The sequence below is a fragment of the Sphingopyxis sp. LARHCG72 genome (genome assembly GCF_052871675.1).
Window position 1 is genome coordinate 439,627 of the sequence record NZ_JBIXJU010000001.1, and the last position, 19,811, is coordinate 459,437.

Here is a 19,811-nt window from a genome sequence, read left to right on the forward strand (position 1 = left end):
GCCCTGTAGGGCGCGGAGGATGACGGGGCCGGTTTCCAGAGGACGACGGTTGATCAAATTCCTTTTCGTGGTGATCCTGCTCGTGCTGCTGTTTGGCGGCGGGGCGAAGATGATCGTCGCGGGCGGCGCGAAGTCGCTCAACATGGCCGATCGGCTGCTCGGGCAGGGCGACGGCGCGCGGCTGCTGCTCGGCGACCAGCCCTATGGCCGCGGGCCGCGCCAGTCGCTCGACATCTGGGTGCCCGATAGCCTCAAAGAGGGCGACCGCCTGCCGGTGATCGTCTTTTTCTATGGCGGCGGCTGGGACAGCGGCGAGCGGGACAGTTACGGCTTTGCCGGGCGCGCGCTGGCGCGGCAGGGCTTCGTTGTCGTGATCCCCGACTATCGCCTTGTGCCCAAGGCGCATTGGCCCGACTTTATCGAGGACAGCGCCGCTGCGGTCGCATGGACGCACGAGCATATCGCCACGCTCGGCGGCGACGCCGACCGGATCGCGCTGATGGGGCATTCGGCGGGGGCCTATAACGCCGCGATGCTTGCGCTCGACCCGCAGTGGCTGCGCGCGGCAAAGAGCGATCCGTCGATCATCCGCGGCGTCGCGGGGCTTGCCGGACCCTATGACTTCCTGCCGCTCGAAAAGGGTGGCCGTGGCGACAGGGCGATGGGGAAGGTGCGGCCGCTCGAGAAGACGCAGCCGATCCATTTCGCGCGCGGTGATGCGCCGCCGCTCTGGCTCGCGACGGGCGATGAGGATGACACGGTGCGCCCGCGCAACAGCCAGAACCTCGCCGCCGCGATCGAGAAGGCGGGCGGCCCGGTGACGCTGCGCATCTATCCGGGCATGGGGCATACCGGCATCGTGATGGCGCTTGCCGCGCCGTTCCAGAACAAGGGGCCGGTGCTCGAAGAGGCGACCGATTTCCTGCGCGGGGTGACCGGCCGCCGCATCGCGCCCGCATCGGACGCGGCCCAGTGAGCGCCCCGATCCCGGCGATCGTCCTTGCCGGCAGCCGGCCCGGCCCCGACCCCTTGCTGACGGGCAGCGGCGTATCGACAAAGGCGCTGCTTCCGATCGGGGGGCAGGCGATGCTTGTCCATGTCGTAACGGCGCTGCGCGGATCGCCGCTGGTCGGGCCGATCACGATCCTCGCGCAGAAAAGCGCCGAACTCGCGGCCGAGCCGGGCCTTGCCGGGTTCGCCGACCTGCATTTTTCGGATTCGGGGCAGGGGATTAGCAGCTCGCTCGCCGCCGCCCTGCCGCCCGGTGACGATCCGCTGTTCGTCACCACCGCCGACAATGTATTGCTGACGCCGACGATGGTCGCCGAATTCCTGGGCGGTGCTGCGGACAGCGATGTCGCGGTCGCGATGGTCGAGCGCGATGTCCTGCTCGCGCGCTATCCGCAGTCGCAGCGCACCTGGCTCAAATTTCGCGGCGGCTGGTGGTCGGGGGCGAACATGTTCCGCCTGCGCGGGCGCCGCGTCTTGCCGTTGCTCGATTTCTGGGGTCGCATCGAACGCGACCGAAAAAAGGGGCTCAAGATCATCGCGGCCTTCGGCCCGTGGCTGCTGCTCGGCGCGCTGCTTCGCCTCTTCACGATCCAGCAGGGGGTGGCGCGCGCCGGCCTCCGTTTCGGCCTCAACGCGAAGGTCGTGCCGATGTCGGAGGCCGAGGCGTGCATCGACGCCGACAAACCTTCGGACATCGAACTGATCGAAGCGATATTTGCCGCACGGCGGGAAGCGGCTATAGGCCAGCCCCTATGAGCATCGACAAAGCCATCATCCTGTCGGCCGGGCAGGGCTCGCGCCTGCTGCCGCTGACCCGCGACATTCCCAAATGCCTGATCGAGTTCAACGGCCGCAGCCTCATCAGCTGGCAGGTCGCGGCGCTCGTCGCGAACGGGATCAAGGACATCGTCGTCGTCACGGGCTTTCGCACCGAACGCGTCGAGGACCATGCGCTCCAGCTCTACCGCGACACCGGCGCGCGCATTCGCACCCTGTTCAATCCCTTCTTTCAGGTCGCCGACAATCTTGGCACCTGCTGGATCGCGCGCGAGGAGATGGACCGCGACTTCATCATCCTCAACGGCGACACCATCATTTCGGACGAGATTGTCGCGAAGCTGATCGCGGGCGCGAACGAGCCGATCAACGTCACGGTCGACGTCAAGGCCGACTATGACGACGACGACATGAAGGTGAACCGCGACGCCGAGGGGCGGCTGCATCACATCGGCAAGCGGCTTTTGCCCCCCGACACCAATGCCGAGTCGATCGGGATGCTCGCGTTCGTCGGCGACGGCCCCTCGATCTTCCGCAACCAGGTCGACCAGATGATGCGCACCCCCGACGGGGTCGAGCGCTGGTACCTGCGCGCGATCGACATCATCGCCAAGGGCAACCGCGTCGGCACCGTGTCGATCGAGGGGCTCGAATGGCAGGAAGTCGACTTCCCGCAGGATGTCGAAGCCGCCGATGCGCTTACCGCGAAATGGGCCGCCGAAGGCCGCTACGCGAAATAGGGTTTGAGCCAGCCGACGAGTTCAGTGGTCTGGGCTTCGTCGAGTTTGATGGCCTGCCCGAGGTCGGGCTGACCCGGCCAGCCGGCGTCGGCCACCGTCAGGCCAGCCCCGCTGCGTTCGCCATCATAGCGCGGCAGGACGTGGAAATGGACGTGCGGATCGACCATCATCAGCATCAGATAGTTGATTTTCGCATAGCCGACCGCCTCGCCCAGCGCGGCTTCGATCGCGGCGGTTGCGACCTTGAGTTCGGCATGCGCTTCGGCCGGCAGGTCGCCGAACGCCGTCGCGTCCGATTTCGCCGCCAGAACGAGCGCGCCGAGCGTCGGCTGCGCCGGACGCAGCAGCACGACCCAATGCGCATATTCGGCGATCAGCGTCGCGGGATGGCCGAATTTTGCGATCGTGTCGTTCATGCTTCTTCCATCCAGCTGGTGATCGGGCGGCCCGAACGTTTGACGGCATAGGCCTGCACCAGCCGCACCGCATGGACGACCAGCGAGATGATCGTCCACCATGCGAGCAGGATCAGGCCGATATCGGGGCGCCCGGCGAGTGTCGCGAAGAACAGGATGACCATGTTCGGGTTGCGCCGCGCGGTGATCAGGCGGAACCGGCTGTCGAACCTCTCCCAGACATGGATGTCCATGCCGAAATCCTTGATGAACAGCCCCTCGATCACGCGCTGGAGCACATAGCCCGCAACGACCGCGGCCATCACCCAGGCGAAGGCCTGCGTCGACAGCGCGAGTCCCCAGGTGCCGAGCCCGACACCCCAGAAATACCACCAGAAGGGCGGATGGATCAGGTCGACGCCATGGTCGGCGACATTGCCCCATTTCGACGAGGTGATCGTGCAGCGCGCGAGCTTTCCGTCGACGGTGTCGAGCACCATGAAGACGAAGCCCGCGAGCATCCCTTGCCAATAATGGCCATAGGCGAACAGATATGTCGCATAGACGCACAGCGTCGCGCCGATCGCGGTCACCATGTTCGGTGTCATGCCGATGCTCGCGGCGATCCGCGTCAGCCACAGCGCGAGTTCGGGCCACAGATATTTGGTCAGCGCGTCGGTGACACCCTTGTACGCGCCGAAATAGCTTTTCCGCTCGATCGCGCGCCGCGTTTCGGGCGTCAGCCGCTGGATGAACGGGCAGTCGAGCTTGCGGAGCTGGCGGTTATAGATTTGCGGATTGCCCCGATAGTCGATGATCGTGAGTTCGCTGCGGTGCTGCGCGATATCTTCCGGGCGCAGTCCGCCGGGAAGATGCGCAAGCACCAGCTCGTCGCCGTCCATGACGACGGTACCCGGAAGCGGCACGATATGGCGCAGCCACACGGGGTCGAAAACATAGGCGAGGTTGGCGTAGATATGCGCGCCCGACGGTCTCGCGGTTTCGGGCAATCCCTCGGCGCGTGCGAGGCGGCGCAGCCGCTCAGTGTTGGACATGCCCCAGATCGGGGTCGGATTTTCGCCGATCGGCGACAGCGCGGGCAAGTTTGCGTCGGTCATCCGCCGCTCTTATCCTGTAGGGCGTCCTTTGCAAGAAAGGCCGAAATCGCCTCGGCACCGCGCCGCGCGGCGCCGGCGGGGTCGCCGCCGATCGATTCGGCGAGCCGTTCGCGCTGCGCGTCGGCGTAGCGCTCATGGTGCGCGGGCGCCGCGTCGAGCGCCGCCGGCAGGTCGGCCAGATCGTCGACGACGTCGCCGAGCGTCCAGAACAGATAATCGGGATCGCCCTGCCAAGGAACGCGATGCGCATTGAGGAACAGGCACGGGCGCGGGGTGGCGAGAAACTCGTACACCTGACTGCTGACGTCGCCGATATAGATGTCGGCGCCGCTGGTATAGCTCATATCGAACAGCCGGTCGGACCCGAGGTCGATCAGGATCTTGCCCGGCACCGCGAGCCGCTCGATGGCCGCGCGCTCGGCGTCGCTCGCCTCGGCGAACAGGCGGACGTGCGGCGCGACGACCAGATTATAGCGGTCCTGCGCAGCGAACCACGCGATCAGGTCGCGCCCGAAGCGGTCCCACGACGACAGGTCGCGCCGGAAGTGCGGGGCGTAAAGCACCGTAGGCCGGCCGTTCGCAAACAGGGGCGCGCGTGCCGCCTGAAGCCGCGGCATCAGGTCGAGCTTCACATAGCCGTTCACGGCATAATGCCCCGGCCGGATCGTCCCCGCGCCCAGCAGCCGCTGTTCGCTTTTTTCGCCCGCGACGAGCACGAAATGGAAATGCCGGTCGCGCGGGTCGAGCATGATCGCACGGTCGCCTGCGCCGTGCGGGGTGAAAATCAGCCGCGTGCGGCGCGGCAGGAAATGCCGGATCGCCGTCGTCGTCCGTTCGGGCACGACAATCGCATCGAAGCCGCGCAGGAACGGCAGCGCGCCGAACAGCATCGGAAGCCGCGGATTGCGGAACAGACCCCAGTCGCGCAGCCAGCGCGCGACGCCGCGCTGGCCAAGCATGGTGATGCGCGGCGCAAAGCCCGGATAGGCGAGCGCGACCTGTTCGACCATGCGCAGATGGTTGCCGCTCGCGACCGCAACCTCGACCTCCTCTCCGGCCGCCGCCATCTCGGCGGCAATCGGCAGCGCGTGGAAAATCTGGTGCGGTTCGCCGATGAACAGGAACAGCGTGCGCATCAGGGGAGCCTCCCCGCTGTCGCATCCTCGAAATCGGCAACCCGCCAGCCATGCTTCGCGGCCAGCCGTACGAACTTGTCGCCGCGCCCGACCAGCCAGGCCTCGCTGGCGAGCGCAAAGGTCGGCGCGTCGCTGACATGGTCCGAATAGGCGCGGATATGGGGGGCACCGTGCGCGGCGTTGGCCGCAAGCCACTCGGCGACGCGCCGCGCCTTTTCCTCGCCATAGCAATTGGGCCCGTCGAGCAGCGAAAGCCAGTTCCCTTCGGCATCGCGGTGGTGGCGCGAGGCGACGATCGCGTCGAAGCCCAGTGCGTCGGCGATCGCGCCCGCGTAGAATTCGGGCGCTGCGGTCGCCATCAGCAACCGGTACCCTTCGGCGCGGTCGCGCGCGATGCACGCCGCGGCGCCCGGCGGGACGTCGCGCGGCACGCGCCACGCGGCGAAAGCGGCGGCGAGCGCGCTGGCGCGTGTCGGCGCGATGCGCCTGCCCAGCATCAGGCGGATGGCGGCGGGCTTGAACCGGTCGCGGCCGTAGAGGCGCAGCGCATAACCGATCATCAGCGCCGCGAGCGCGGGCAGCAAAAGCAGGCGCCACGGCGCTTCGCGCCACGCTGCCCAAAGCAGGAAGAGCGTGAAGGTCGGCTTGCGGAGTATGGTGCGGTCGAGATCATAGATCGCGACGCCCGCGGGCGGGACGGCGTCGGTCATGGCGCCTCGCGTTCGAAGAGCCGCAGCGTGCGGCCGGTCTTGCCCAGCGAGGTGCGGTCGGCGAGCGGGAGGGCGAAGCGGAGCGCGAGCCAGATCGACGCCGCGGCGATCAGCACGATCAGCGGCAGCGCGACCGGGTCGGGCAGGCGGCTTGCGAACAGCGCGGCCACGCCCGCGGCGGCCGTGACCACGAGCCCGCGGAGCGCGACGCCCGGGAATTGCGCATCGAACGGCTGGAGTCTTTCGGTGATCGCGAGCTGGAGCATCGGGACGGCAGCCATGACCACGAGGCCGGTCGCGGTCGCGAGCGTCACTCCCGTCAACGCGTCGAGATGCCCGACGATCAGCCAGCCGGTGCCGAGCGCGACTGCGACGCCGAAGATGCTGGCGGTGAGCTGGTGCCGGAAGGCCGCGACGACTTGCAGCACCGGCGCCGAAATCCCGAGCACGGCTTCGGCGGCGCGCGCGAAGAGCAGAGTGATCAGCGCCGCCTGCGCGCCCTGCGCCTGATCGCCGAACAGGCTGAGCAACGAGGTACTCCCCGCTGCGAGCACCGCCGCGAGTGGCAGCGCGATCGCCGATATCAGCCGCGTCGCATAGGCGTAGATGTCGGCGACCTGCCGCCGGTCCTGCCGCTCGGCGCTGGCTGCGAGCGGTGCCATGACATAGGTGAAGGCGATCCGGACGAGCTGGACGACGCTCGACAGCTTGCGCGCGATGGTGAACAGCCCCGCCGCCGCCGCGCCCGCCGCGCCGGGCAGCAACAGGTTGAGGATCAGCGCGGGCGCGTCGCCGAACAGGCGCGCGATGATGTTCGATGGCAGGATCGACAGCCCGGCCCAGAAGGTGTTGCGCGCCGTGTTGCTCGCCCGTGGGCCGCGCCACATATCGGCGAGGCTGTAGTGGCGCGCGAGCAGGCGGACGCTGAGCGCCGCGGTGATCGCCAGCGAACAGAGATGCGCGATGAACAGCCCCTTGAGCCCGAGCCCGCCCGCGAAGAACAATCCCGCGAACACCAGCCGCATGATCTGTTCCCAGACGATCCGGAGGCGGATTTCGGCGCCGAACACCATGCGCGCGCGCAGCGCCGAGGTTGCGATTTCGACAAAGGCCCACAGCGGGAGCGCCCAGACGAAGATGCGGATCGCCGGCGTGACGAGGTCGCGGTCCTTCGCCGCGACGTTGAGCAGCGGGCCGAGCTCGGCTGCAAAGATCGCGATCAGCGCTGCGACGACCAGGCATGGACCGACGCCGAAGAGCATCGCGGTGCGCAGCGCCGCCGCGGCGTCGGCGTCGCTCGCCGATTGCGGCACGGTGCGTTGCATCGCGCTGGTCATGCCGAGGTCGAAGATATTCTCGAGCAGGTTGATCGTTGCCCACAGCACGGCATAGAGGCCGTATCCGGCCAGCCCGAACATCAGGACATAAAGCGGCTGCGCGACGATCTCGACCACTGCGCCGAGCCGGGCCAGCACGGTGGTGCCGAGCCCGCGCGCGACGCTGCGGCTGGTAACGGCGGGCTGGTCGGCGCTTTCGCTCATCATCGCCGCCCTAGCGCCTTGCCCGCGCGCCTGCCAGCGGCTTTCGCGCTTCACCCTCTTGTCGACTCTGCCAATCGGGTCTAGGCAGCGCGCGATTGCATAGGGAAGACCGCGATATGGCTCAATTTGTCCTGCCCAAGAACAGCCGCCCGCAAAAGACGGGCAAGGTCCACAAGGCCGATGGCGCGACCGCCGTCAAGAAATTCAAAGTCTATCGCTACGACCCCGACAAGGGTCAGAACCCGCATTTCGACACGTTCGAGATCGATACCGAAAAATGCGGCCCGATGGTCCTCGACGCGCTCATCAAGATGAAGAGCGAGCAGGATTCGACGCTGACCTTCCGCCGGTCGTGCCGCGAAGGCATTTGCGGCAGCTGCTCGATGAACATGAACGGCAAGAACGGCCTCGCCTGCACGACCGCGATCGAGGATCTGAAGGGCGACGTCACGATTACCCCGCTGCCGGCGATGGACGTGATCAAGGACCTCGTCCCCGACTTCACCCATTTTTACGCGCAATATGCGTCGATCGAGCCCTGGCTGAAGACCAAGACGACGACGCCGAGCGGCAAGGAACGACTGCAGTCGCCCGCCGAGCGCGAAAAGCTCGACGGCCTCTACGAGTGCATCCTGTGCGCCTGCTGCTCGACGAGCTGCCCGAGCTATTGGTGGAACAGCGACAAGTTCCTCGGCCCCGCGATCCTGCTCCAGGCGTATCGCTGGCTCGCCGACAGCCGCGACGAGATGACCGGCGAACGGCTCGACGAACTCGAGGATCCGTTCCGCCTCTATCGCTGCCACACGATCATGAACTGCTCGAACGCTTGCCCCAAGGGCCTGAGTCCCGCGCGCGCGATCGCCGAGATCAAGAAGCTCGAGGCCGAGCGGCAGGTGTGAACGACGGGATCGAGGAACCGAAGCGACGGGACCATTTCAGCGCGGAGGCGCTGGACGATGGTTGGGTTAGCTGGAACCTCAAGGACCCGACGCGCTTCAACGCCTTCATCGAACCGCTGACTGTCCGCGCCGAACCGCCGACGTCCGACGGCCGGCCGTGCGCGCGGGTGCGAATGCTGCCCGAACGCAAGCACAGCAACCTTGGCGACAATGTCCATGGCGCGGTGACGCTCGCGCTTGTCGACATCGCGCTGTTCGCGGCGTCGCATCAGTTCGGTTCGCTCAACGCCGGCCATTCGGTGACGCTCGACCTGTCGACCCAGTTCGTCGGCGCGGGCCGTGTCGGCGAACCTTTGGATGCTGTAGTCGAGCTGGTGCGCGAAACCGGCCGCCTGATCTTCCTGCGCGGCCTCGTCGTGCAGGGCGAAGGCGACAGCCATATCGTGCTGAGCTTCGCCGGGACGATCCGCAAGGCGAGCGGCAAGTGATCACCGTTCTGGCGGCCTATGACGCCCTCGTCGCCGCGGGCGAACTCAAGCCCGATCCCGAACAGCGCGCCGCCGCCGAACGGCTGAACCGGCTGCAGGCCGAGCTGGAGGCGGTGCCGCCGCGTGGCAGCCTGCTGTGGCGCCTGACGGGTCGCAAGCCCGCGGCGCTGCGCGGCGTCTATCTATGGGGCGCGGTTGGGCGCGGCAAGTCGATGCTGATGGATCTTTTCTACGACCATCTCGCCATCCAGCGGAAAAAGCGCGTCCATTTCCACGCCTTCATGCTCGACGTCCATGCGCGGATGCGCGAGGTGCGCAAGAGCGAGAGCGGCGACCCGATCCCGCTCGTCGCCGACGCGCTCGCCGAAAATACGCGCTGCCTCGCGTTCGACGAGATGGTCGTGAACAACAGCGCCGACGCGATGATCCTCTCGCGCCTGTTCACCGCGTTGATCGACCGCGGGGTGACGATGGTCGCGACGTCGAACCGGCCGCCGAACGATCTCTACAAGGACGGGCTCAACCGCGAGCATTTCCTGCCCTTCATCGCGCTCGTCGAGGACCGGCTCGACGTGATGAGCCTGAACGGCCCGACCGACTATCGCCGCGACCGCCTCGGCGACGGCGCGCGCTGGTTCGTTCCCGCCGACGATACGGCGAGCGCCGCATTGTCCGCCGCCTTCTTCCGCCTTACCGACTATCCGCCCGAAGACCGCGCGCATGTCCCGAGCCTTGAACTCGACGTCGGCGGCGGGCGGATGCTGCATGTGCCGAAGGCGCTGAAGGGCGTTGCGGTGTTTTCGTTCAAGCGGTTGTGCGGCGAGGCACGCGGCGCGGCGGACTATCTCGCCGTGGCACGCCATTTCCATACCGCGATCATCGTCGGCATCCCGCGCATGGGTCCCGAGAACCGCAACGAAGCCGCGCGCTTCGTCACGCTGATCGACGCGCTCTACGAATATAAGGTCAAGCTGCTCGCGAGCGCCGCGGCGATGCCCGACCAGCTTTATGTCGCGGGCGACGGGGCGTTCGAATTCGAGCGTACCGCAAGCCGCCTGGCCGAAATGCAGTCGGACGATTATCTGGCGCTAGGCCACGGATCCACCGAAGGCGCGATCGCTTAGGCGATCGCGAGGAAAACGCCGCCCAAGACCTTTCCCCAGCGTGACGAATTGACCGTGACCGAAATCAGGTCGCGGACGTAGCGCACCTCGTGCACGAGATGGCCGATACCTTGCTCGATTGTCCGCCGCAGCGTGCGCAGCGGCTTGGGCGCGGCGACGGCGATGCGCGCCGGGCGCGCGGGCGGTCCGGGCAGCGTTGCGAAGCCACCGCTGGTCACGCGTGCGTCGTCCGCAACCGCGCGGCACAGCGCTTCCATTCGCGAGATCGCGAGGCGGTTCGGAACTTCGCGGTCGCGGCTCAATAATTCGAAACTGTGACTGAACGCCGAAAACTGGATCGCACCGCTCGCCGCGCTATGGTCGAGTGCATCGCGCATCTCCTCTTCGGACATCGCGCAAAGCTGTGCGGGGCGGAAACGGCTCGCGCGGTCCATCAGCCCGCTGACCGGCACCTCGACCACGCCGTGGTGGCCTCGCATCCCGAGGTTGCCCGCGTCGAGCGAGATGTCGCAGCCATGGCCCTGGTACGCGCCGTTGAAGCTGCTGTCGAAACGGAAACCGAGCGCGGCGAGCGCGCGCAGCGTGTCATCGTTCGCGCCGAAGTTGCCGGCACGAAAGGCCGTCGGTTTCGGCGCCCCCGCGCCGACGAGGATGTCGCGGGCGAGCGCGATCAGCTTTTTCTGCGCCGCCAGCGGGAAATCGCCGATGTTGCGGCCGGTGAGCCGTCCGACCGGGTTGAAGCGCGCGAAGGCGAGCCATTCGGTGTGGATATGGACCTGCACCTCGTGCCCGCGCGCGATGACGGGGCGGACGATCGCGTCGATCACTTCGGGGCCATAGACGAGCGCGGGCATCGGATCGATGAAGAACACGCCGGTAAGGCCGTGGCGCTCGAGCATGTCCATCTGGAAGTGAATCCCGAAATCGCCGTCGCGGCAGCGGCCGAGGATCGAGCTTTCGAAATTGGCGCGCGCGTCGGCGCCCCGTTGATAGAGGCCGGCCGACAATTCGGTGTCGAAGCTGATGATCGCCCGCGTCATGCTACCCGCGCGTAGCATCGCAGCGATAAGGGAGGGTTAACCCGCCGCTGCGGGATTTGCCCCAAAGATGGTGCACGCAATCGCTTCGTGCTTGTCACATCGCAGCGTTATTCCCATCTGGAGAGTGTCTCGCGAGAGGCTTTATCGTTATTGCGAACTATTAGCAAAGAAACGCAGTTTTTCGTCCTTTTGGCGGTTGTTTCCTTAAGGGAATCGGCGTAGGGGCGTCGCCAGTCTTGGGACCGGAGCGGAGCTTTAGCCCGTGCTCCCGCCGGTCTGTGAACCAATTGCCGGGCTTGCCAGGAAGGGAGTGCCGCGCGCCATGGGACGCAAGAAGATCGCATTGATCGGAGCCGGGAATATCGGCGGAACGCTGGCGCTGCTCGCCGCGCAGAAGGAACTGGGCGATGTCGTCCTGTTCGACGTCGTCGAAGGCGTGCCGCAGGGCAAGGCGCTCGACCTGTCGCAGGTCGGCCCGATCGCGGGTTTTGACGCGAAGATCACCGGTACGAACGACTATGCCGACATCGCCGGCGCCGACGTCATCATCGTCACCGCCGGTGTCGCCCGCAAGCCGGGCATGAGCCGCGACGACCTGCTCGGCATCAACCTGAAAGTAATGAAGGCCGTCGGCGAAGGCATCAAGGCGAACGCCCCCGACGCTTTCGTCATCTGCATCACCAACCCGCTCGACGCGATGGTGTGGGCGCTGCGCGAATTCTCGGGCCTGCCGCACAATAAGGTCGTCGGCATGGCCGGCGTGCTCGATTCGGCGCGCTTCAGCCACTTCATCGCCGACGAATTCGACGTCTCGGTCAAGGATGTGAACACCTTCGTCCTCGGCGGTCATGGCGACACGATGGTTCCCGTGGTGCGCTATTCGACCGTCAACGGCATTCCCGTTCCCGACCTCGTCAAGATGGGCCTGTCGTCGCAGGACAAGATCGACGCGATCGTCAAGCGCACGCGCGGCGGCGGCGGCGAGATTGTCGCGCTGCTCGGCACCGGTTCGGCCTTTTATGCGCCCGCAGCCTCGGGCATCGCGATGGCCGAAGCCTATCTGGGTGACCAGAAGCGCATCCTGCCCTGCGCCGCCTATGTCGATGGCCAGTACGGTCTCGACGGCCTGTACGTCGGCGTTCCGGTGCTGATCGGTGCTGGCGGCGTCGAAAAGATCGTCGAGATCGAACTCGACGACGCCGACAAGGCGGGCCTGCAGGTCTCGGTCGACGCGGTCAAGGAACTGCTCGACGCGTGCAAGGCGCTGGATTCGAGCCTCGCCTGAGTTCGGCATGGATGATGTCAAACTGTGGCTGGCATTGCCCTGGTTCGCGGGGCTCTTTTGGGCCTGCTTCCGGGGCAATCTGAGGGTTTGGAGCATAATGCTCTTCCTCACATACTGTGTCAGTTTGGCGGTGATCTGGACGATGAGTTGTAGCGCGATGGAGCAAGGATATGTCTGTGGCAGCAGAGACAGTTTTGCCCTTGCTTTCTTGCATCTGCTTTTCAGCCCTTTGACCTATCTGACGTTTGGCGCCTTGGTCATACTGACTGGCATTGCAACAGCAATTCATGTGACTTTTGCGTCATGGCGACGAGATAATGCAAAACCAATTTCCTAGAGGTGCAATAAAATGTCTATTCTCATCGACAAAAATACCAAGGTCATCACGCAGGGGATGACCGGTGCCACCGGCACCTTCCACACCGAACAGGCGCTCGCCTATGGCACTCAGATGGTCGGCGGTGTGACGCCGGGCAAGGGCGGTACGACGCATATCGGCCTGCCCAACTTCAACACCGTCGAGGAAGCCAAGGCCGCGACCGGCGCGACCGCGTCGGTCATCTATGTGCCGCCGCCGTTCGCCGCGGACTCGATCCTCGAGGCGATCGACGCCGAGATCGAACTGATCGTCGCGATCACCGAAGGCATTCCGGTGCTCGACATGGTCAAGGTGAAGCGCGCGCTTTCGGGCTCGAAGTCGCGCCTGATCGGCCCGAACTGCCCCGGCGTGCTGACGCCGGGCGAATGCAAGATCGGCATCATGCCGGGCAGCATCTTCTCGAAGGGCAGCGTCGGCGTCGTGTCGCGCTCGGGTACGCTCACCTATGAAGCCGTGTTCCAGACGACGAACGTCGGCCTCGGCCAGACGACCGCGGTCGGCATCGGCGGCGATCCGGTCAACGGCACCAACTTCATCGACGTGCTCGAACTCTTCCTCGCCGACGAAGCGACCAAGTCGATCATCATGATCGGCGAAATCGGCGGCGACGCCGAGGAACAGGCCGCGCAATTCCTGATCGACGAAGCCAAGCGCGGCCGTAAAAAGCCGATGGCCGGCTTCATCGCGGGCCGCACCGCCCCTCCGGGCCGCCGCATGGGCCACGCCGGCGCGATCGTGTCGGGCGGCAAGGGCGACGCCGAAAGCAAGATCGCGGCCATGGAAGCTGCTGGCATCAAGGTGTCGGCGAGCCCGTCGGAACTCGGCTCGACCCTCGCCGAGGTGCTGAAGGAACGCGTGTAATTCAGATCGTGCCGCTCGTTCAACGTGCCCCTGCGAAGGCAGGGGTCCATCTCCTGCCCGGGCGATGAATGAAGAGCGGCGCGGTCTATATCATGGCGAACCGCAAAAACGGCGCCATCTATACCGGATCGACATCGAAGCTGGTGCAGCGCGTTTATCAGCACCGCACGATGTTGATCGAGGGTTTTACGAAGACCCATGGCTGTGTGCTTCTGGTGTGGTTTGAAGCGCATGAGGATTTGCAGGAAGCGCGAAGACGCGAACTGCAGATTAAGCGATGGAAACGAAGTTGGAAGGTGCGGATGATCGAGGAAACAAATCCCGATTGGCGGGATTTGTGGTTCGCGATTCAGGGCTGATGAAAATCTGCTCCGTCGGCACCATGTTTAGGCCCCAGGAGATGGGCCCCTGCCTTCGCAGGGGCACTGCGAGTTTAAGACTATGAACCTCGAACGACAAAGCTTCGACATCGACGAGCCGCAGGCTGGCCCGAGCTGGGCGCCGAAGAACTGGCCCCAGATCGACAGCGACGACCTGACCGCCGCGCTCGACCCGCAGCAGATGCAGGTCGCGGTGAAGGCCGCCGCCGCCAAGGCGGGTGCCGCGCTGTCGAGCGCCGAGGTCGAGCGCGCCGCCGACGATTCGATCCGCGCGATGATGCTGATCCGCACCTATCGCGTGCGCGGTCATCTTGCGGCCAATCTCGATCCGCTCGGGCTCAGCACGCGCGAACTGCCCGCCGACCTGACCCCCGAATTCCACGGCTTCGTTGGTGCCGACCAGGATCGCCCGGTTTTCATCGGCGGCACGCTGGGGCTGGAAAAGGCGACGATCCGCGAGATCGTCGCGATCCTTCGCGCCAATTATTGCGGCAATGTCGGCCTCGAATATATGCACATCGCCGACATCGAGGAGCGCCAGTTCCTGCAGGAACGGATGGAAGGCGCCGACAAGATCATCGAATTTTCGGTCGAGGGCAAACGCGCCATCCTGAACAAGGTGATCGAGGCCGAGGAATGGGAGAAATTCCTCGCGCGCAAATATGTCGGGACGAAGCGTTTCGGTCTCGACGGCGGCGAATCGATGATCCCCGCGATGGAAGCCATCATCAAATATGGCGGCCAGTATGGCGTGCGCGAAATCGTGTACGGCATGGCGCACCGCGGGCGCCTCAACATGCTCGCGAACGTCATGGCAAAGCCGTACAAGATCATCTTCCACGAATTTGCCGGCGGCAGCGCCAACCCCGACGACATCGGCGGTTCGGGCGACGTCAAATATCACCTCGGTACCTCGACCGACCGCGAGTTCGGCGGCGCGTCGGTGCATATGTCGCTCGTCCCCAACCCGTCGCACCTCGAAGCGGTCGATCCCGTTGTGCTCGGCAAGGTCCGCGCCCAGCAGGTCGTGCGCGACGACCTCGAAAAGCATGAGCAGGTGCTGCCCGTGCTGATCCACGGCGACGCGGCGTTCGCCGGGCAGGGCATCGTCTGGGAATGCCTCGGTTTCTCGGGCATCCGCGGATACAACACCGGCGGCTGCATCCACTTCATCGTGAACAACCAGATCGGCTTCACGACCAGCCCGCAGTTCGCGCGCTCGTCGCCCTATCCGTCGGACGTCGCGAAGGGCGTGATGGCGCCGATCCTGCACGTGAACGGCGACGACCCCGAGGCGGTAACCTTCGCGTGCAAGCTCGCGATCGATTTCCGCCAGCAGTTCAAGCGCGACGTCGTGATCGACATGTGGTGTTACCGCCGCTTCGGCCATAACGAAGGCGACGAACCTTCGTTCACCCAGCCGTTGATGTACGCGAGCATCCGCCAGCATCCGCCGGTGTCGCAGCTTTGCGCAACGAAGCTCGAAGCCGAGGGCGTGATCGACGCGGGCTGGGCCGACGCCCGCCGCGCCGAATTCACCGCGCGGCTGGAAGCCGACTTCGAATCGGCTAAAAGCTACAAGCCCAACAAGGCCGACTGGTTCGCCGGGCGCTGGTCGGGGCTCCACGCTCCCGCCGATCCCGAAAACGCGCGCCGTAACATCGCGACCGGCGTTTCGGACAAATTGTTCGATTCGATCGGCCGTACGCTGACGACGATCCCCGCCGACGTCGAAGTTCACAAGACGCTGCGCCGCGTGATCGACGCGCGCGGCGCGATGTTCGCCGACAAGAGCGACGGCGAAGTGTTCGACTGGGCGACTGCCGAGAGCCTCGCTTTCGGAACGCTGCTCAGCGAAGGCTACCAGGTCCGCCTGTCGGGTCAGGATTCGGGACGCGGCACCTTCAGCCAGCGCCACGCGGTCTGGGTCGACCAGCGGACCGAGGCGAAATATATCCCGCTGACCACCGTGCCGCACGGCCGGTTCGAGGTGCTCGACAGCCCGCTCTCCGAATATGGCGTGCTCGGCTTCGAATATGGCTATGCGATGGCCGATCCGAAGAGCCTCGTGCTCTGGGAAGCGCAGTTCGGCGATTTCGCCAACGGCGCGCAGATCATGATCGACCAGTTCATCGCGTCGGGCGAGGCCAAGTGGCTGCGCGCCAACGGCCTCGTGATGCTGTTGCCGCACGGTTACGAAGGGCAGGGACCCGAGCATAGCTCGGCGCGTCTCGAACGCTTCCTCCAGCTCTGCGCAGGCGACAATATCCAGGTGTGCAATATTTCGACCCCGTCGAACTATTTCCACGTCCTCCGCCGCCAGATGTTGCGTCCGTTCCGCAAGCCGCTCATCATCATGACGCCGAAGTCGCTGCTCCGTCACAAGCTCGCGGTGTCGCAGCGTTCGGACTTTATCGGCGACGCGCATTTTCGCCGCCTGATGTCCGATCGCACACCGCCCGCCGACAAGGACATCAAGCGCGTCGTGCTCTGTTCGGGCAAGGTCGGCTACGACCTGATGGAGGCGCGCGACGCCGCGGGCCTCACCGACACGACCATCGTCCGCGTCGAGCAGATCTATCCCTTCCCGGGTGAGCCGCTCAGCGTCCGCCTGAAGCGGATGCCCAACCTCGAAGAGGTGGTGTGGGCGCAGGAAGAACCGCGCAACAATGGCGCGTGGTTCTTCGTCAACGAGCTGATCGAGGAAGCGCTGACCAATGCAGGCCACAAGGGCATGCGCCCGCGTTATGCGGGTCGTGCTGCCGCCGCGTCGCCTGCGACGGGCCTGATGAGCCGCCACCAGACCGAACAGTCGGCGCTCGTCGCCGATGCGCTCGGCCTTTCGGTTCGCGCCGAAATCCGCCGCGCCAAGAACAAAGCCTGAGCTTAAGCCCCAAGGAACTGCACCTATGAGCACCGAAGTCAAAGTCCCCACGCTGGGCGAAAGCGTTACCGAAGCGACGATCGGCGAATGGCTGAAAAAGCCCGGCGAGGCCGTTGCGCTCGACGAGCCCATCGCGAGCCTCGAAACCGACAAGGTCGCGGTCGAAGTGCCGTCGCCCGTCGCCGGCGTGATGGGCCAGCAGCTCGCCGCGGTCGGCGACACGGTCAACGTCGGCGCGACGATCGCGACGGTCGAAGCCGGCGGCGCGGCTGCTGCTCCGGCACCCGCCGCCGCACCTGCTCCGGCTGCCAAGGCGGAAGTCGCCGCACCGGCACCCACCGCGACCGCTGCCCCGGCGAGCGATGGCGTCGACACCGTCACGACCATGTCGCCCGCGGTGCGCCGCCTCGTGCTCGAACATGGCGTTGACCCGACGAAGATCCAGGGCAGCGGCAAGGACGGCCGCCTGACCAAGGAAGATGTGCTCGCCGCCGCCAGCGCCGCGCCTGCGGCCGCCCCCGCTCCGGCCGCTGCGCCCGCGCCCGCCGCGAGCGGTACCCCGGGCCGCCGCGAGGAGCGCGTCAAGATGACGCGGATGCGCCAGACGATCGCCAAGCGGCTGAAGGCGGCGCAGGACACCGCTGCGATGCTGACGACGTTCAACGACGTCGACATGTCGGCGGTGATGGCGACGCGCGACAAATATCGCGAAAGCTTCGAGAAGAAGCATGGCGTCCGCCTCGGCTTCATGAGCTTCTTCACCAAGGCGGTCGCGCTCGCCGCGCATGACATTCCGGCGGTCAACGCGCGCATCGACGGCGACGAAATCGTCTATCACGACTATCTCGACGTCTCGGTCGCGGTCAGCGCGCCGAACGGCCTTGTCGTTCCCGTCGTGCGCAACGCCGACAGCCTGTCGTTCGCCGACATCGAAAAGGCGATCGCCGACCTCGGCAAGCGCGCCAAGGATGGCACGCTGACGATGGACGACATGACCGGCGGCACCTTCACCATCTCGAACGGCGGCGTGTTTGGCGGCCTGATGTCGACGCCGATCATCAACCCGCCGCAATCGGCGGTGCTCGGCCTCCACCGCATCGAGGATCGTCCGGTCGTGCGGAACGGCGAGATCGTGATCCGTCCGATGATGTATCTCGCGATGAGCTATGACCACCGCCTGATCGACGGCCGCGAGGCGGTGACCTTCCTGAAGACGATCAAGGAAGCGATCGAGGATCCGACGCGCCTGCTGATCGACCTTTGATCCGATGACGGCGCTCCTCCCCATCCGCGCAATTCTGGTCCTCGCCGCCGCCGCCCTCGCGGGCTGCGGCGAGGGCGAAAGCCGCATGGCGAAGGGGTTCGAGGACGGGCTCAGGACCAGCTTTGTCGAGAGTTTCGGCGAATCGTGCCGCGCCGCGGCCGAGGGTGGCGGCGCGGCCGCCGGCCTCGCTGCCGAGGTCTGCAAATGCGCGGCCGACGAATTGATCAAGAAATATAGCGCATCTGAACTGATCGGCCTGTCGCCCGAAATGGCGGCACCCGTTATGAAGTCATGCGCGGCGAAATCCGGGCTGCCCGTTTGAGCGGAGTCGCTGTTGACGGTGCCAGGCAGAAATTGAGGTAGATTGAACATGGCTGATTACGACTACGACGTCCTTGTCATCGGTTCGGGTCCCGGCGGTTATGTCGCGGCGATCCGCGCGGCGCAGCTCGGCCTGAAGACCGCGTGCGCCGAAGGGCGCGAGACGCTGGGCGGCACCTGCCTCAACGTCGGCTGCATCCCGTCGAAGGCGATGCTCCACGCTTCGGAATATTTCGAGGCGGCGGCGGGCGGCGCTATGGCGGCGATGGGCATCAAGGTGAAGCCCGAACTCGACCTCGGCACGATGCACGGCCAGCGCAAGGATGCGGTGAAGGGCCTGACCGGCGGCATCGAGTTCCTGTTCAAGAAGAACAAGATCGACTGGCTGAAGGGCTATGCCCAGTTCACGTCCAAGGACACGGTCGAAGTCGCGGGCAAGGCCTATCGCGCCAAGAATATCATCATCGCGACCGGCTCGTCGGTGACCCCGCTTCCGGGCGTCGAGGTCGATAACGACAAGCAGATTATCGTCGATTCGACCGGCGCTCTCGAACTTGCGAAGGTTCCGGGTCACATGGTCGTCATCGGCGGCGGCGTGATCGGGCTCGAACTCGGCAGCGTGTGGCGCCGCCTTGGTGCGAAGGTCACTGTCGTCGAGTTCCTCGACCAGATCCTGCCCGGCATGGACGGCGACGTTCGCAAGGAAGCGAACAAGATCCTCAAGAAGCAGGGCATGGAATTCAAGCTCAAGACCAAGGTCACCAAGGCCGACGTCAAGGGCAAGAAGGCGGTGCTGACGCTCGAGCCCGCGGCCGGCGGCGACGCCGAGACGCTCGAAGCCGACGTCGTGCTCGTGTCGATCGGGCGCCGTCCGAACACCGATGGCCTTGGCCTCGACAAGGCGGGCCTTGCGGTCAATCAGCGCGGCCAGATCGAAACCGACCATGACTTCAGCACGCAGGTCCCCGGCATCTGGGCGATCGGCGACGTGATCCCCGGCCCGATGCTCGCGCACAAGGCCGAGGACGAAGGCATCGCCTGCGCCGAGAATATCGCCGGGCTGACGGGCATCGTGAACCACGACGTCATCCCGTCGGTCGTCTACACCTGGCCCGAAATCGCCGGCGTCGGCCTGACCGAAGAGCAGGCGAAGGAAAAGGGCGAGGTCAAGGTCGGCAAATTCCCGATGATGGCGAACAGCCGCGCGAAGACCAATCATGAGCCCGACGGTTTCGTGAAGGTCATCGCCGACGCCAAGAGCGACCGCGTGCTCGGCGTGTGGTGTATCGCGAGCGTTGCCGGCACGATGATCGCGCAGGCCGCGCAGGCGATGGAATTCGGCGCCACGTCGGAAGACATCGCCTACACCTGCCACGCGCACCCGACGCACAGCGAAGCAATCAAGGAAGCCGCGATGGCGGTGACGGGCAAACCGATCCACATCTGACGCGAACATAA

The 19,811-nt window shown here is 65.7% G+C and carries 19 protein-coding genes; 13 read left to right on the forward strand and 6 right to left on the reverse strand.

All coding sequences use genetic code 11. The features are described 5' to 3' along the window. The first annotated feature begins 49 nt into the window (after nt 1-49). The 3 genes from ACIPPQ_RS02195 to ACIPPQ_RS02205 are packed head-to-tail and all read left to right on the forward strand — an operon-like array spanning nt 50 to nt 2,528. The gene (locus ACIPPQ_RS02195) at nt 50-976 is read left to right on the forward strand and encodes an alpha/beta hydrolase (RefSeq protein WP_446542571.1); all 927 of its coding nucleotides are present in this window, start codon (nt 50-52) and stop codon (nt 974-976) included. Further along, on the forward strand, nt 973-1,767 hold the full coding sequence (locus ACIPPQ_RS02200) for a nucleotidyltransferase family protein (protein ID WP_446542572.1): 795 nt from the start codon (nt 973-975) through the stop codon (nt 1,765-1,767). Before ACIPPQ_RS02195 ends, ACIPPQ_RS02200 begins: the two co-directional genes overlap by 4 nt. Then, nucleotides 1,764-2,528 (forward strand): phosphocholine cytidylyltransferase family protein, encoded by a 765-nt coding sequence (locus ACIPPQ_RS02205; RefSeq protein WP_446542573.1) that lies wholly within the window; start codon nt 1,764-1,766, stop codon nt 2,526-2,528. The genes ACIPPQ_RS02200 and ACIPPQ_RS02205 overlap by 4 nt, the downstream gene beginning before the upstream one ends. On the opposite strand, the gene ACIPPQ_RS02210 is transcribed toward ACIPPQ_RS02205, so the two are convergent. From ACIPPQ_RS02210 to ACIPPQ_RS02230, 5 genes are read right to left on the reverse strand one after another with little or no spacing between them, the layout of a single operon-like run. Continuing rightward, on the reverse strand, nt 2,516-2,944 hold the full coding sequence (locus ACIPPQ_RS02210; protein WP_446542574.1) for an HIT family protein: 429 nt from the start codon (nt 2,942-2,944) through the stop codon (nt 2,516-2,518). The genes ACIPPQ_RS02205 and ACIPPQ_RS02210 overlap by 13 nt on opposite strands. Next, on the reverse strand, nt 2,941-4,041 hold the full coding sequence (locus ACIPPQ_RS02215; RefSeq protein WP_446542575.1) for a CDP-alcohol phosphatidyltransferase family protein: 1,101 nt from the start codon (nt 4,039-4,041) through the stop codon (nt 2,941-2,943). The genes ACIPPQ_RS02210 and ACIPPQ_RS02215 overlap by 4 nt, the downstream gene beginning before the upstream one ends. Continuing rightward, nucleotides 4,038-5,177: a hypothetical protein gene (locus ACIPPQ_RS02220; protein WP_446542576.1), complete on the reverse strand. Its 1,140-nt coding sequence runs from the start codon at nt 5,175-5,177 to the stop codon at nt 4,038-4,040. The genes ACIPPQ_RS02215 and ACIPPQ_RS02220 overlap by 4 nt, the downstream gene beginning before the upstream one ends. Next, the gene (locus tag ACIPPQ_RS02225) at nt 5,177-5,887 is read right to left on the reverse strand and encodes an HAD-IB family phosphatase (RefSeq protein WP_446542577.1); all 711 of its coding nucleotides are present in this window, start codon (nt 5,885-5,887) and stop codon (nt 5,177-5,179) included. The genes ACIPPQ_RS02220 and ACIPPQ_RS02225 overlap by 1 nt, the downstream gene beginning before the upstream one ends. Then, nucleotides 5,884-7,431: a lipopolysaccharide biosynthesis protein gene (locus ACIPPQ_RS02230; protein ID WP_446542578.1), complete on the reverse strand. Its 1,548-nt coding sequence runs from the start codon at nt 7,429-7,431 to the stop codon at nt 5,884-5,886. The genes ACIPPQ_RS02225 and ACIPPQ_RS02230 overlap by 4 nt, the downstream gene beginning before the upstream one ends. A gap of 113 nt (nt 7,432-7,544) precedes the next feature. Between ACIPPQ_RS02230 and ACIPPQ_RS02235 the strand changes: the two genes are divergently transcribed. The 3 genes from ACIPPQ_RS02235 to zapE are packed head-to-tail and all read left to right on the forward strand — an operon-like array spanning nt 7,545 to nt 9,939. Then, nucleotides 7,545-8,327, forward strand: a complete 783-nt coding sequence (locus ACIPPQ_RS02235; RefSeq protein WP_446542579.1) for a succinate dehydrogenase iron-sulfur subunit — start codon at nt 7,545-7,547, stop codon at nt 8,325-8,327. Then, nucleotides 8,324-8,815: a PaaI family thioesterase gene (locus ACIPPQ_RS02240; RefSeq protein ID WP_446542580.1), complete on the forward strand. Its 492-nt coding sequence runs from the start codon at nt 8,324-8,326 to the stop codon at nt 8,813-8,815. Before ACIPPQ_RS02235 ends, ACIPPQ_RS02240 begins: the two co-directional genes overlap by 4 nt. Continuing rightward, on the forward strand, nt 8,812-9,939 hold the full coding sequence (zapE, locus tag ACIPPQ_RS02245) for a cell division protein ZapE (RefSeq protein WP_446542581.1): 1,128 nt from the start codon (nt 8,812-8,814) through the stop codon (nt 9,937-9,939). The genes ACIPPQ_RS02240 and zapE overlap by 4 nt, the downstream gene beginning before the upstream one ends. Here the strand turns inward: zapE and ACIPPQ_RS02250 are convergent. After that, nucleotides 9,936-10,979 (reverse strand): polysaccharide deacetylase family protein, encoded by a 1,044-nt coding sequence (locus tag ACIPPQ_RS02250; RefSeq protein ID WP_446542582.1) that lies wholly within the window; start codon nt 10,977-10,979, stop codon nt 9,936-9,938. The two genes, zapE and ACIPPQ_RS02250, sit on opposite strands and share 4 nt — an antisense overlap. Nucleotides 10,980-11,301: 322 nt before the next feature. Between ACIPPQ_RS02250 and mdh the strand changes: the two genes are divergently transcribed. From mdh to lpdA, 7 genes are all read left to right on the forward strand, one after another. Then, nucleotides 11,302-12,264: a malate dehydrogenase gene (mdh, locus tag ACIPPQ_RS02255; RefSeq protein ID WP_446542583.1), complete on the forward strand. Its 963-nt coding sequence runs from the start codon at nt 11,302-11,304 to the stop codon at nt 12,262-12,264. A 349-nt stretch (nt 12,265-12,613) separates the two neighbouring features. Beyond that, nucleotides 12,614-13,504, forward strand: coding sequence for a succinate--CoA ligase subunit alpha (gene sucD, locus ACIPPQ_RS02260; protein ID WP_327453466.1), 891 nt, complete (start codon nt 12,614-12,616; stop codon nt 13,502-13,504). Between the two features lie 68 nt (nt 13,505-13,572). Next, the gene (locus tag ACIPPQ_RS02265; RefSeq protein ID WP_294047981.1) at nt 13,573-13,863 is read left to right on the forward strand and encodes a GIY-YIG nuclease family protein; all 291 of its coding nucleotides are present in this window, start codon (nt 13,573-13,575) and stop codon (nt 13,861-13,863) included. 82 nt (nt 13,864-13,945) lie between these two features. Then, on the forward strand, nt 13,946-16,768 hold the full coding sequence (locus ACIPPQ_RS02270) for a 2-oxoglutarate dehydrogenase E1 component (RefSeq protein ID WP_446542584.1): 2,823 nt from the start codon (nt 13,946-13,948) through the stop codon (nt 16,766-16,768). 25 nt (nt 16,769-16,793) lie between these two features. Next, entirely contained in the window at nt 16,794-18,032 is a 1,239-nt protein-coding gene (gene odhB / locus ACIPPQ_RS02275; protein ID WP_446542585.1) for a 2-oxoglutarate dehydrogenase complex dihydrolipoyllysine-residue succinyltransferase, read from the forward strand. Between the two features lie 4 nt (nt 18,033-18,036). Beyond that, complete coding sequence (locus ACIPPQ_RS02280; protein ID WP_446542586.1) at nt 18,037-18,354, forward strand: hypothetical protein; 318 nt, start codon at nt 18,037-18,039, stop codon at nt 18,352-18,354. Between the two features lie 48 nt (nt 18,355-18,402). Next, the gene (gene lpdA / locus ACIPPQ_RS02285; RefSeq protein WP_446542587.1) at nt 18,403-19,800 is read left to right on the forward strand and encodes a dihydrolipoyl dehydrogenase; all 1,398 of its coding nucleotides are present in this window, start codon (nt 18,403-18,405) and stop codon (nt 19,798-19,800) included. Nucleotides 19,801-19,811: the final 11 nt, after the last annotated feature.

Coding starts and splice junctions, on each gene's coding strand:
- lpdA (WP_446542587.1), top strand. CDS start 18,403: ATGGCTGATTACGACTACGACGTCCTTGTCATCGGTTCGGGTCCCGGC.
- ACIPPQ_RS02235 (WP_446542579.1), top strand. CDS start 7,545: ATGGCTCAATTTGTCCTGCCCAAGAACAGCCGCCCGCAAAAGACGGGC.
- ACIPPQ_RS02220 (WP_446542576.1), bottom strand. CDS start 5,177: ATGCGCACGCTGTTCCTGTTCATCGGCGAACCGCACCAGATTTTCCAC.
- ACIPPQ_RS02270 (WP_446542584.1), top strand. CDS start 13,946: ATGAACCTCGAACGACAAAGCTTCGACATCGACGAGCCGCAGGCTGGC.
- ACIPPQ_RS02225 (WP_446542577.1), bottom strand. CDS start 5,887: ATGACCGACGCCGTCCCGCCCGCGGGCGTCGCGATCTATGATCTCGAC.
- ACIPPQ_RS02250 (WP_446542582.1), bottom strand. CDS start 10,979: ATGACGCGGGCGATCATCAGCTTCGACACCGAATTGTCGGCCGGCCTC.
- odhB (WP_446542585.1), top strand. CDS start 16,794: ATGAGCACCGAAGTCAAAGTCCCCACGCTGGGCGAAAGCGTTACCGAA.
- ACIPPQ_RS02230 (WP_446542578.1), bottom strand. CDS start 7,431: ATGATGAGCGAAAGCGCCGACCAGCCCGCCGTTACCAGCCGCAGCGTC.
- mdh (WP_446542583.1), top strand. CDS start 11,302: ATGGGACGCAAGAAGATCGCATTGATCGGAGCCGGGAATATCGGCGGA.
- ACIPPQ_RS02265 (WP_294047981.1), top strand. CDS start 13,573: ATGAAGAGCGGCGCGGTCTATATCATGGCGAACCGCAAAAACGGCGCC.
- ACIPPQ_RS02210 (WP_446542574.1), bottom strand. CDS start 2,944: ATGAACGACACGATCGCAAAATTCGGCCATCCCGCGACGCTGATCGCC.
- ACIPPQ_RS02280 (WP_446542586.1), top strand. CDS start 18,037: ATGACGGCGCTCCTCCCCATCCGCGCAATTCTGGTCCTCGCCGCCGCC.
- sucD (WP_327453466.1), top strand. CDS start 12,614: ATGTCTATTCTCATCGACAAAAATACCAAGGTCATCACGCAGGGGATG.
- ACIPPQ_RS02205 (WP_446542573.1), top strand. CDS start 1,764: ATGAGCATCGACAAAGCCATCATCCTGTCGGCCGGGCAGGGCTCGCGC.
- ACIPPQ_RS02215 (WP_446542575.1), bottom strand. CDS start 4,041: ATGACCGACGCAAACTTGCCCGCGCTGTCGCCGATCGGCGAAAATCCG.